Annotated in this window: 10 protein-coding genes; 5 read left to right on the top strand and 5 right to left on the bottom strand. The window is 30.8% G+C overall.

Features of this window, described 5'->3' with window-relative positions; genetic code table 11:
* The 5 genes from ACZ49Z_RS07505 to ACZ49Z_RS07485 all read right to left on the bottom strand — a co-directional run bounded on the left by ACZ49Z_RS07505 (window position 1) and on the right by ACZ49Z_RS07485 (window position 3,996).
* Window positions 1-1,350 carry a tetratricopeptide repeat protein gene (locus ACZ49Z_RS07505; RefSeq protein WP_464307564.1) on the bottom strand — a complete coding sequence of 450 codons (1,350 nt, stop codon included), beginning with the start codon at window positions 1,348-1,350 and terminating at the stop codon, window positions 1-3.
* Between the two features lie 10 nt (window positions 1,351-1,360).
* Window positions 1,361-2,371 (bottom strand): sugar nucleotidyltransferase, encoded by a 1,011-nt coding sequence (locus ACZ49Z_RS07500; RefSeq protein WP_464307563.1) that lies wholly within the window; start codon window positions 2,369-2,371, stop codon window positions 1,361-1,363.
* A gap of 218 nt (window positions 2,372-2,589) precedes the next feature.
* Entirely contained in the window at window positions 2,590-2,703 is a 114-nt protein-coding gene (locus ACZ49Z_RS07495) for a GIY-YIG nuclease family protein (protein ID WP_464307562.1), read from the bottom strand.
* 112 nt (window positions 2,704-2,815) lie between these two features.
* On the bottom strand, window positions 2,816-3,250 hold the full coding sequence (gene dut / locus ACZ49Z_RS07490) for a dUTP diphosphatase (protein ID WP_464307561.1): 435 nt from the start codon (window positions 3,248-3,250) through the stop codon (window positions 2,816-2,818).
* Window positions 3,251-3,384: 134 nt separating this feature from the next.
* Window positions 3,385-3,996, bottom strand: a complete 612-nt coding sequence (locus tag ACZ49Z_RS07485) for a helix-turn-helix domain-containing protein (protein ID WP_464307560.1) — start codon at window positions 3,994-3,996, stop codon at window positions 3,385-3,387.
* A gap of 115 nt (window positions 3,997-4,111) precedes the next feature.
* Here ACZ49Z_RS07485 and ACZ49Z_RS07480 point away from each other — a divergent pair, with 115 nt between their 5' ends.
* The 5 genes from ACZ49Z_RS07480 to ACZ49Z_RS07460 all read left to right on the top strand — a co-directional run bounded on the left by ACZ49Z_RS07480 (window position 4,112) and on the right by ACZ49Z_RS07460 (window position 13,003).
* Window positions 4,112-4,510: a type III secretion system chaperone family protein gene (locus ACZ49Z_RS07480; protein ID WP_464307559.1), complete on the top strand. Its 399-nt coding sequence runs from the start codon at window positions 4,112-4,114 to the stop codon at window positions 4,508-4,510.
* A gap of 147 nt (window positions 4,511-4,657) precedes the next feature.
* Window positions 4,658-5,362, top strand: coding sequence for a PspA/IM30 family protein (locus tag ACZ49Z_RS07475; protein ID WP_464307558.1), 705 nt, complete (start codon window positions 4,658-4,660; stop codon window positions 5,360-5,362).
* Window positions 5,362-6,012 carry a hypothetical protein gene (locus ACZ49Z_RS07470; RefSeq protein WP_464307557.1) on the top strand — a complete coding sequence of 217 codons (651 nt, stop codon included), beginning with the start codon at window positions 5,362-5,364 and terminating at the stop codon, window positions 6,010-6,012. The genes ACZ49Z_RS07475 and ACZ49Z_RS07470 overlap by 1 nt, the downstream gene beginning before the upstream one ends.
* A 38-nt stretch (window positions 6,013-6,050) precedes the next feature.
* Window positions 6,051-8,063, top strand: a complete 2,013-nt coding sequence (locus ACZ49Z_RS07465; protein ID WP_464307556.1) for a flotillin family protein — start codon at window positions 6,051-6,053, stop codon at window positions 8,061-8,063.
* A gap of 131 nt (window positions 8,064-8,194) precedes the next feature.
* On the top strand, window positions 8,195-13,003 hold the full coding sequence (locus ACZ49Z_RS07460) for a DNA repair ATPase (protein ID WP_464307555.1): 4,809 nt from the start codon (window positions 8,195-8,197) through the stop codon (window positions 13,001-13,003).
* Window positions 13,004-13,049 lie beyond the last annotated feature (46 nt).

Here is a 13,049-nt window from a genome sequence, read left to right as displayed (position 1 = left end):
TTATTTCTTTTTATCTAAAGTTTGAAGTTTTACTGTGTAATACTCTTCTTTAATCTTGTTTCCTGTATTTTTATAAGATAGTATCAATTGATTATATACTTGTTTTTCTAATTCTGGATCTTCAATTATAAACTCTAACCCAGTTTCTAAATAATCTATTGCTTTCTTATAATTTGTTAATTTATTATTAGATAATCCAGCATAAAAATAGAGTGATGATTGTGAAGGATAGCGTTCTAAGTAATCCTCAGCTAATTTTGCTAAACTTTCATAATTTTGAGTGGCAATATAACTTTGCATTAAAAGCATTACAGTTTCAAAATCTTCTGCATCATTTTTCAATCCTTTTTCTAAATAATAAACCGTTTTAACCATGTCTTTTCTATTATAGAAAAATTTACCTACTTCTTTAGCGGTATTTATTTTTGAATCAGACTGTAAATAATCAATGGCTTTTGTGAGTTCTTCATTGAATGTATTTGTGTTTGCAACATAAATTAAAAACTCATTTAACATTCTTTGCTTTATTTTCATGTCAATTTTTTGACTCTTGAAAACTTTAAACATTGACTCTGAAGCTTCTTGTCCTTTTTTATCTACTAAATAAAACTTGAATAAACTTACATTTGCCCATTCTGAATTAGGAATTTCTTTAGCTAATTTTTTAGCAACTTCAAAGGCTTTTTCTTCCTGATTACTATCTGAATAAAGCAACATCAAATCAATATAATTCTGTTCTTCTAACGGATTCTCTTCTATAGCTTTTTCTAAATTACTTTTCTCTGGTTTTGCGTATGCATTTGATTCTTGAATTTTTAACTTATAGAATTCCATTGTTTTACTCAAAACCATTTCTTTCTCCATTTCTTTTAGGAGAGTCAATGCTTTATCTCGTTGATTAGTGTACATATAGAGAGATACCAAATCCTCTTTCATATTTTTATCGAATGTGACTAACTTCTGGACAACAGGTATTGATTTTTGATAATCTTTTGATTGATAATATACATCATATAATCCGTTCCAATACCAACGCTCCTTCGGATTCAAATCAATAGCTTTTTGAAATGCTAATTCTGCATCTGGATAGCGCTTTAAGTCCAATAAATTCTTTCCTAATTCATGATAAAAAACAGGATTCTTATCTGATTTTAAAATACATTTTTCAATTGCCACAATTGCCTTGTCATAATTTTCAATGGCCCTTTGCTTCAATGATTCATAAAATTCATTTTCTACCTCATCATCTACCAAAGCAATATCTTCAGGATTCTCTTGAGCCCATAGCATTTGCTGACAACCGAATGTGAGCAAAGTGGTCAAAAAAACATACTTTATAAATCTACTCATTCTTTATTTTTTATTCTAATACGGAATAATCTCCTATACTTATGTTTGTGAAATTCCCATCAAAGCTAGCATAATTACCGATCATTGCATTATCTAATGTAGCATTTTTTATGGTAGCATTAGTTTGCACCAAACTATTTTTAATCTGTGCATTTTCAACATGAGAACCATTTCCTAAAGAAACGTTTGGTCCAACTGTTGCGTTTATTAAGACTACATCTTCACCAATAAAACAAGGTGGAATAATGGTTGCGTTTTCAAGCTTAACATTTTTAGCCACTAAATTTTCTCCATCTTGTTGAAGAAAATTCAACATTCTCGCATTTGTTTCGACAGTAACATTTTTGTTTCCACAATCCATCCATTCATCTACTTTCCCCGGAACAAACTTCATGCCATTTTGCATCATCTGTTTAATTCCATCATTAATTTGATATTCTCCTCCATGAATAATGTTATTGTCCAACACAGATTGTAGCTCATTTTTTAAAACTGCAATATCTTTAAAATAATAAATCCCTATGACAGCTAAGTCTGAAACAAACTCTTTTGGTTTTTCTACTAATTCAATGATCTCTCCATTAGCATTCAAGTTAACCACTCCAAATGCCTCTGGACTATCTACTTGTTTTACCCATATTACACTGTCAGCAGAAGTATCAAGATCAAAATCGGCACGAATTAACGTGTCTGCATAAGCAATAACTGCTGGTCCGCTTAACGATTCTTTGGCACACATAATTGCATGACCTGTCCCTAATGCTTCATTTTGATAATAAATTGTTCCTTTTGCTCCAAGTTTTTCTGCAATTGCAACTAAATCATTCTCTACTTGTTTCCCGAAGCTTTCATGAATTACAAACGCAACTTCTTCAATAGGTTGATTTAAAACTCCTGCAATATCTTCTACTAACCTGTGAACGATTGGTTTTCCTGCAACAGGTATTAATGGTTTTGGTACTGTTAATGTGTGTGGGCGAAGTCTTGATCCACGACCTGCCATTGGTACTATTATTTTCATTTTTCATGCCCGCGAATGCGGGTATCTTTTTAGTTAAACGTTATTCTCTTATTTTACTGAAATTGAAATTCCAATTTATACTAATATCCATCCAAGATGGATTCATATCTTCAATTAATTTAATCTTCCAATCTCTTTTCCATTTTTTAAATTGTTTTTCTCTTTTAGTGGCTTCAAATCCATCATACCACTCTTCGAAATAAACTAATTTAACACAATTATATTTTGCTGGATAATGAGTTTGGATAAATTTTCAATCTATGTTCTTTAACTCGTTCTTGTAAATTATCGGTAACACCAATATAAATAACCCCTTGAGGTTTGTTCGTCATGATATAAATATACCATAAATTCTTATTCCTGAGAAGGCAGGAATCTTATTTATAATATTTATTACTACTCAAAAAAAAATCAATTCACGAGATTCCTGCCTCAGCAGGAATTTTATTTCACTCCTGTACTCCCAAACCCGCCTTCTCCTCGGGTTGTTTCAGATAATTCTTCCACTTCTATCCATTCTGCGCGTTCATGCTTTGCAATTATTAGCTGCGCAATTCTTTCACCGTTTTCTATAGTAAAATTTTCATTAGATAAGTTAATCAAAATCACACCAATTTCGCCTCTATAATCAGCATCTATAGTTCCAGGAGCATTTAAAACAGTAATCCCATTCTTTGCAGCTAAACCGCTACGTGGACGCACTTGTGCTTCATAACCAATAGGCAACTCAATAAAAAGTCCTGTTTTAACAATAACTCTTTCTAAAGGTTTTAAGATAATTGATTGAGAAATATTGGCTCTAATATCCATTCCAGCCGAAGCAATAGTCTCGTAGTTGGGTAAATCGTGTTGTGATTTATTGATGATTTTAATATTCATTTTGATAACTTTGACAGTAAATTATACTAATTTATATAGGGTTTAAATTAATTTAATCACCAAAGTTAAAAAAAATAAAGACATATTAACTGTTTTCGATTTTTGTTAACCATTTTGCATAAAAAAATGATAGGCTAATTACCAAAAACCTTCTTTTCAAGCAATTCAATTCGTTGTAATATTGTTTTTTGTTCAGCATAGCATTGGCTTCCTAAAACACCAACAATAGCATAATTTTGAACTTCTGAAATTAATGTGTTTGAAATGCTAGCTACACCTTTTTGCAATGTAAAATAATTAGTAAACTTATTTGACTCTTTTTCAATTGCTTTCAAAAACAATAGAGATTCTTTATCAAAAACACTTCTATTCGCTAAACTTTCATCTACAGAAAACACAAAATCAAACTGTGCAAATATTTTTTGCAACTCAATATTTTCACTTGTACCATCAAGATTTAGTTCTTGAATATTTATCTCATTCTGCTCTTCTAAACTTGAAATGCTATTTTCAATAAGTGTAAAGTTAGACAACTGGTTTACTGTAAGTGGCTTTGAAATGATATCATCTGTAGAAATGCCAAAATAAGTAGCAATTCGCAAAAGTGTTTCTATCTTTGGTTCGGCTCTTCCTTCTTCATAAGAACTAATCACACCTCTATTCAAATCAATAAGCTCTGCAAAAGCCTGTTGACTCAGTCCTTTTATTTGTCTTATTTTCTTTAAATTGGTTCCAAAATATGTCATTTCGCTATTCTTTTTTGCAAATATACAAAGTAAACTTTATTTTTTTGCTAAAAATATTTGCAAAATTATTTTTTTTACATAAATTTGCTTAATCAATAAACTAATCTGTCAATTTATGGATCATTCAAAATTGTTTTCAAAAGTTAAAAATTGGTTACTCGAACTTGAATATAATATTAATTTAGAAAGTGAAGAGCATCAATCGTTCATCATTGAAAAAGAGAGCGAAGGAATAAAAAACATGATGATTGTAATTGCTCCTCAAATTTTAATTATTGAGCAATTTTTATTCCGTTGCAAAAATAATCAGCAAAATGTTTACAAACAATTACTGATTAAAAACAGAGACATTGTGCACGGTGCCTTCGTTTTAGATGAAACTGGAGAAAAAGTGATTTTTAGAGACACACTACAAGCAGAGAACTTAAATCAAAATGAATTGATTGCAACTATCAACTCTTTAAGTTTACTCATTAGTGAATATTCTTCGGAAATGATTTCATTTAGTAAATAAAGAACTAAGATTAGCAATAAAAAACTCAAAATCAATATGGTATATCTCATTTTTCATATCGTTTGTTTTTTAACTAAAATATTATATCTAATTTTTAGATAATTCGAAAAAAAAACGTAGTATTAACACTATAATTCATTTAGTATTATGAACATTATAAAAAGACTTTTTAGAATAGGAAAAGCCGAAGCACATTCGGCAATCAACAGCCTTGAAGATCCTATTAAGATGACGGAGCAAGGCATTAGAGAAATGAAAGAGCAGCTAGACAAAAGCATTCAAGCCTTAGCACAAGTGAAAGCCTTATCTATAAGAAGAAAAAACGAACAAGAAGCTTTAATAAATCAATCAAAAGATTACCAAACCAAAGCGATGCTTTTAGTTCAAAAAGGAATTAAAGAAGAAATGCCAATTGAAGATGCAGACAGATTGGCTAAAGAAGCTTTAAAAAAGAAAGAACAATCCTTATTAGACGCACAAATAGCTGATAAAGAACGTGAAAAACTAGAAAGTGATGTTGAAAAAATGCAAATTAACATCAACACTCTAAAATCGAGTATTTCCAAATGGGAAAGCGAATTGAAAACGCTTAGAGCTCGTGTGCAAGTGAGTCAGGCGACACAAGATATTAATAAAAAAATGACACAGATAGATTCTGATAGTACTATATCGATGTTAGAAAAAATGAAAGACAAAGTACTACAACAAGAAGCGCTTGCTGATGCCTATGGACATATTGCAGATCATTCTAAAAGTATTGATCAAGAAATTAATGCTGCAGTTGATACTTCCGATGCACATGCAGAAAATGAATTATTAAAATTAAAAGAACAATTCAATAATAAAGGCTAATGAGTTATGATGAGTTAATAGAGGTTTCATTCAACCCTGCTAATAGTATACTTTCTATTTTGTTAATCTTAAGTGTGCTCTATTGGATTTTTACAATTCTTTCAGGTGTTGGAGAATTTGACATCGATTTTGATGCCAACTTAGACGCTGATATAGATACACCAGATGGAATGATTGAAGTTCCACAAGATCCATCTTCATTTATTCAGTTTTTGAAGTTTTTAAATTTAGATATTATACCGATAACCTTTTTTTTAACTCTAGTCTTGTTATTCACTTGGCTCATTAATGTAAATATTAGTTATTTAATACCTTTGCCTTTTTGGATGTATTTTATAACTATTATTCCAGCGTTTATTATTAGCCTTTTTGTTACCAAATATATTAGCATGCCCTTAAAACCTATTTTTAAAGAAATTAATCATAAAGGAGAAATTGCCTATGATTATTTAGGAAGAATAGGGAAACTAAAATCAACCATTGAAAAAGATAAATTAGGCATGTTAGAATTAATCATAAATAAAGACCCGATAAAACTTTTAGTAAAAAGCAAAGATGGTTCTTTATTAAAAGAAGGGGAAAATGTTTGCATCGTTGATGAAAACCCAGACAAAAAATTCTACTTTGTAGAGAAATCATATGAAATTTAAAAAATTAAATATTAAAATAAAACAATCAAAATAGCTTTATGACTACATTTTATATTACTATTGCAATAATAGTTATTGCCTTTTTAGGATTAATTTTTTGGGTTCTATCCATGTATAAAAAAACCGTTCAAGGAGTAGTACTTCTTAGAACAGGATATGGTGGTGCCAAAGTCTTTTTTAATGCAGGTGTTGTAATTCCAGTAATTCACAGATTGGAATATATGGATATTTCTGTAAAAAAATTAGAAATATCGAGAGAAGGAAAAGACGGACTAATTTGTAAAGACAACATGCGTGCTGACATTCAAGTAGCATTCTTTGTTCGTGTAAACAAATCGGTTGATGATATTGTGAATGTAGGACAAACCATTGGATGTCAAAGAGCTTCAGATATCGCTACCTTGAGAGAATTGTTTGAAGCTAAATTCTCTGAAGCTTTGAAAACAGTGGGTAAAAAATTCGATTTTATTGAATTATATGAAGCACGTAGTGAATTTCGTCAGGAAATCTTAAACATTATTGGTACCGATTTAAATGGATATGTTTTAGATGATTGTGCTATCGATTATTTAGAACAAACCTCTTTACAACATTTAAACAAAGACAATATTTTAGACTCTGAAGGTATTAAGAAAATTACTGAATTAACAGCTAATCAAAACATAAAAGCAAATTTAGTACGCAGAGACGAAGAAAAAACAATAAAAAAACAAGATGTTGAAGCAAGAGAAACCATTCTTGAATTAGAAAAACAATTAGCTGAAAAAGAAGAACAACAAAGAAGAGAAATAGCTAATATTCAAGCTAGAGAAAATGCTGAAATTTTAAAAGTTGCAGAAGAAGAAAGATTAAAGTCGGAAACTGTTCGAATTGCTACAGAAGAGACACTACAAGTTGCTGAAGAAAACAAACTAAGACAAGTAGTTATTGCAGCTAAAAACAAAGAAAGGGCAGAATTAGTAGAAACAGAAAGAGTCCAAAAAGATCGTTTATTAGAAGCAACAGAAAGAGAAAGAGTAGTTGCTCTAGCTGATATTGAAAAGGATAAAGCTGTCGAAGTAGAAAAGAAAAACATTCAAGATGTTATTCGTGAAAGGTTAGTAAAAGAAAAAACAGTTGTTGAAGAACAACAAAACATTTATGACGTTGAAGCTTTAAAAGCAGCAGAAAGAGAAAAACAAGTACAATTAATTATAGCCGCTAGAGAAGCCGAAGAAAACTTAATAGCACAAACTCGTGCAGCTGAAGCACGAAAACAAGCAGCAGAAAAAGACGCTCAAAAATATGTAATTGAAGCACAAGCAAAAAGAGATGCTGCTGAAAAAGAAGCAGACGCACGAAAGATTATTGCAGAGGCAAAAGCAAAAGAAGAAGCTACTGTTGGTTTGTCTGAAGCACAAGTAATGCATGCTAAAGCAGAAGCAATGGAAAAACAAGGTTTCATTGAAGCTAATGTAATTGAAAAGAAAGCTAATGCAAACAAACAAGAAGGTTTGGCACAAGCAGAAGTAATCAAAGAAAAAGCATTTGCTGAAGCAGCTGGAATTACTGAAAAAGCGGAAGCAATGAAAAAACTGAACGATGCTGGTAAAGAACATGAAGAATTTAGATTAAAATTAGCCAAAGAAAAAGAAGTAGAATTGGCCCAAATTTCTATCCAAAAAGACATTGCTCAAGCACAAGCACAAGTATTGGCAGAAGCTTTCAAAACTGCAAATATTGACATTGTTGGTGGAGATAATTCATTCTTTGACAATGTGGTTAGACAAATTTCTGCTGGAAAAGGAATTGATAAATTCATTCAACATAGTGAAAATGCTCAAATAGTCAAAGATGCATTACTAAGCAATGATGGTGATGAAAACCTTATTGGAAAAGTAATGACAATGGTAGAAAAATATAAAATTTCATCAGAGGATATCAAAAATTTAAGTGTAGCATCATTAATCTTCCAATTAAAAGGAGTTGCTAACGATAAAGAACAGGGTATTTTAGCTAAGGCTATGGATATGGCTAAACACTTAGGCATCGACAACAAACCTTTAAAGTAACATTTAACCAAATACTATACTAAGAATAATTCTCTACTCTCTTGTAGAGGATTGTTCTAGTTTTACATTTACTCTCTCTTCCTTTTAAGCAAATTATAAAGTATTGCATTAAAAACTTTCACCAAAAATTAATGAGCAACGAAAAATTAAATACGGGTACATACGAAATCATTCAAAATAGACTGAATGAACAAAAAGAAGATTTAATTCAACGCATTCAATCTTTAAATGAAGACCGAAAAAAAGTTTTTGGAGGTGTTGACTTCTCGCTAATTGCCAATGAACGTATTTCAACGGATCAAAACTGCAACATAAAAGACATTTTTTCTTTAGGGAGATTGTGCTTAGTTGGATACAATACACATCTAGGGCTACGCACAGAAATTAATTTAAGCGATGTTTTTTCTGCTTATTTATTAAAAGACAATCGTTTTGAGCCACAACCTATACAGTTCATAGAAGATGCTACTTTCCTAGAAGAGTTTAGAAATTTATATAAATATTACCGAAACACCATTTTTGTTCGTTTTCACATAACACAGAACTATTTATATTTTGTGTTTCAATTATCGAACAGTCCTTCAGATATAAAAGCATTTAAATGGTTAATTAAAGACGATACACTTACTTTTGTGGATGCTAGAAGTGCGGCAGAAGTAAAATATCCAAATCAACAAGAGTTTTCTTGGACAAAAGCAACTCGCGACATGCAGCGTAAAGGAAGCCATCCTCACGTTTCATTAGCCGATAAAGTTTTCGTTGAAGCTATTGGTGGCGATATTACCATTAAAATTGAAGACAATACAAGTACTGGAAAAGGAATTTATAGCGAAGATGTTACACACAAAGATCAAACGCTTGATGATGCTGAAATTCATTATTTTGATTACAATAATTTAGTAATTTTTAAGATTAAACCGTATCAAGAAAAAGAACGTTTTTTTATCTACAATCATAAAGAAAAGAGAGTAGCAAGAGTAGATTCTTTACAATATTCTATTATCCTTTTACCCGAGAATCAAGGTGTTATTTATCCAAATGGCTATGCATTACAAACCGGAGAAATAAAGGTGATTGCCACAGAAGACAAACCTGTTTATTTCAATCGAAGAATTATTGGTGTCAATGGAGAGAATTTCATGTTTGTTTTCTACGACGAACAATCGCATGATTATCTATTAATTCCTTATAATATCATTAAACAAACAATAGAAACCCCTATCAATTGTAATGGTTTTACGTTGTTTGATAATGGAAAATTAGCCTATTTCAAATCAAATGAAGAAACGAAACATCATCTGGTTCAAATTTGGCAAACACCCTTTACTAAAGAAGTTTCAATTGATGACACATTAAAAAACAATCTATTATATAAAATTGGGAATAAAGATTTAGTGCGTGTAATGGCAGAATGTCAAGAACTCAATATCTTATTATCTAAAAAAGATTCCTATTCTGGTTTGTATAATGACATTGTGAAACAAGCTACTATCATCTTAGATAGTTATTATTTCTTAGGCGAAAAGGAAATTCATAAACTCAATGAACCTTTAATCGAAATTAGAAAAATTGCACATGCTGCGATTAATGAGTTTGAGAAAGCACAAGAAATTAAAAACAAAACCGCACAAACTATTGCAGATTTAGAAGAAAAATGTGAAAAAATACTCACCGACACTAGTATTATTTCCTATCAATCTTTAGATCAATTTATTGCAGTCTTAGCACAAATTAGAGCATTGCGTGGTGAATTAATTAGTGCCAAAGAATTAAAATATGCTGACATTGCTTTAATTGAAACCTTAGAAAAACAACTACACGACAGAGCAGAAGAGCTTTCCAATGCTTGTGTTTCTTTTCTTTTGCAAGACAATGCTTTAATTCCTTATCAAGAGAAAGTAACGTTGATTAACCAACAAATTACCGATCTTAAAAAGACTATTGATGCCAAAACACTCGAAAAAGACATTGATGAATTGGCTTTGCAATTAGAATTATTGGTAGATATTGTTAATAATTTAAAGATTGAAGATGCGTCTCATTCAACCCAAATAATTGAAAATATTTCTTTGATTTTTGCTCAAATCAATCAACAACGTATTGAATTGAACAATAAGAAAAGACAAATTTCAGGCAAAGAACTTTCTGCCGATTTTAAAGCACAAATTACACTTTTCGATCAAACAGTTATCAACTTTTTAGAATTAGCCAATACTGCCGAAAAATGTGACGATTTTCTAAATAAATTGTCCATTCAATTGGAGGAAATGGAAGCTAAATTTGTTGATTTTGACGATTTTATACAGCAAATTGGTGAAAAACGGGAAGAAGTTTATGGGCATTTTCAAACCAAGAGTGTACAATTGACCGAAGCTAAAAACAAGCGAACAACAATGTTGTTTCAATCGGCTGAACGTATTTTGAAGAGTGTTAAAAACAAGGCAACTTCATTTGCAACAGAAACCGAAATTAACGGTTATTTTGCTTCAGATTTAATGATCGAAAAGGTGCGTGATATCGCAAATCAGCTAAAAAATCTCAACGATAGCAATAAAGCAGAAGAAGTAAATACGTTACTAAAAACAGCTCAACAAGAATCGGTTAGAAAATTAAAAGATAAGAATGAAATTTATGAAGATGGTGATACTGTAATTGCTTTTGGTGATTATAAATTTGCGGTTAACAAACAAAAATTAGATTTAACATTAGTTTTAAAAGACCAACAGTATTTCTATCATTTAACAGGAACTAATTTTTACCAAGCTGTTGAATTTTCAGCAATTGAACAATACAAAGAAGTTTGGGATCAAGAATATATTTCGGAAAACCAAAAGGTAAAACGTTTTGAATACATGGCTTGGGAAGTCTTCTTGCAACAAGAAAATATTGTTCCTGAATCTGTGAATTTACAAAGAGTGCAAGAGTTCATGGCTGCACATTTTGGAGAAGGCCTAGTAAAAGGAGTACATGATATAGATGCTTTATTAATTTTACAAAATCTACAACAACTTAATAACGAATTAGGTGTTTTAAAATATACGCCTTCTGAAAGAGCTTTAGCACAATTGTTTTGGTTTTTCTTAAACGAAGAAGACAAAGAATTCTATGAAAAACAGTTTAGTGCTGTTAGCCTATTAAAGGAAACATTTACAAACGCTGAACAATTCAAATATTTAAATAAACGTTTATCGCAAAAAGTTGAAGAATTCAATGTTACTTTCGATGGCTTTGATCATGTTTCTGCCTATCGTGCTGCTGTTTATTTGAAAAAAGAAAACCGTAAAGCATTTTCCATTTCAAAAATTGCAGCTGATGCTTATGAACGTTTCTTCAAAGGGTTGAAAGAAAAAGGAAAAGACGTTGTTTTTGTTAACCAAGTGAAAGATTTGTATAATTATCCTTCCGCTTGTTATGACATTGTTGAAAATGCTTTAAAAACATTTTTTATAGAAGAAAATACGACTATTTCTCAAGGGTTTATTGAAGAAATCGCTGCTTTTATAGTAACGCAGAATTATCATAAAAACCAAATCATAAATGTTAATTCATCAATTGAAATTACAGGTTTAAAATCTATAGAGAGTAACCTAACGTATACTTTAGATTATTACGAATTTTCAGCTCGTTTGGATTATTTTCATTCTAAATTAAAACCTGCTTTCTTAGAATTACAACAACTTAAAAAACAATGGGTTGACGTTAAAAAGAAAGAAATAAAATTACACACCTTTTCCAGTCAGGTGTTAACTTCCTTTGTGCGAAATAAATTAATTAATGATGTTTATTTTCCATTAATTGGAGCCAATTTGGCGAAACAATTAGGAGCTATTGGAGACAATAAAAGAACCGATAGAATGGGCATGTTATTATTGGTTTCTCCTCCTGGTTATGGAAAAACAACTTTAATGGAATATTTAGCCGACAGAATGGGATTGGTTTTTATGAAGATTAATGGCCCTTCTATTGGTCACGAAATTACGTCAACCGATCCAAGTGAAGCTAAAAATGCTGGAGCAAGGCAAGAATTAGAAAAATTAAATCTAGCTTTTGAAATGGGTGATAATGTGATGTTATATTTAGATGACATTCAACATTGCAATCCAGAGTTTTTACAGAAATTCATTTCTTTAGCAGATGGACAACGAAAAATTGAAGGGATTTATAATGGAGAAGCCAAAACCTACGATTTACGTTCCAAACGTTTCTGCTTAGTGATGGCAGGTAATCCATACACCGAAAGTGGTGACAAGTTCCAGATTCCAGATATGTTGGCCAACAGAGCAGATACTTATAACTTAGGAGATATTTCTGGTTCAAGAGGAGACTTGTTTGAACTGAGTTTAATTGAAAATGCTTTAATGTCGAATGAATATATGGTTCGTTTAACGCAACCATCTTATCAAAACTTGTATAAATTGTATGATGCTATCAATCAAAATGACACAAATTTTGATTTAGAAGGAAACTTCTCTTCCCAAGAAATAGAAGACTTTAAACAAGTTCTGTTAAAAATCATTCAAGTGAGAGATACTGTTCTTAAAGCAAATGCACTTTATATCAAATCGGCTGCCATGTCTGATGATTATCGTAATGAGCCTAATTTTAAATTACAAGGTTCGTATCGTGATATGAATAAGTTAGTAGCAAAAATCCAACCTATTTTAACAGAAAAAGAAGTAGAAACTATTGTTTTAAATCATTATCAAAATGAATCACAAACATTGACGAATGGTGCAGAAGCTAATTTGTTAAAGTTAAAAGAATTGATGCAAATTCAAACGGAAGACGAACAAAAACGTTGGGAAGAAATCAAAACCACTTTTATGAAAAACAAACTTTTAAAAGGAGTTGGTGGAGACGATAGAATGGCTCAAGTTATTGCTTTGCTATCTGAATTTTCAGAAGGTTTAAACGGAATTAAAGATGTGCTAAGAAAGTAGCAACATACTATTATTTAAAATCCTCATTTATATAATTTGATTCATG

The sequence above is a fragment of the Flavobacterium sp. KY-23415 genome (assembly GCF_055384985.1).
This window is presented reverse-complemented; position numbering and strand designations above follow the sequence as displayed.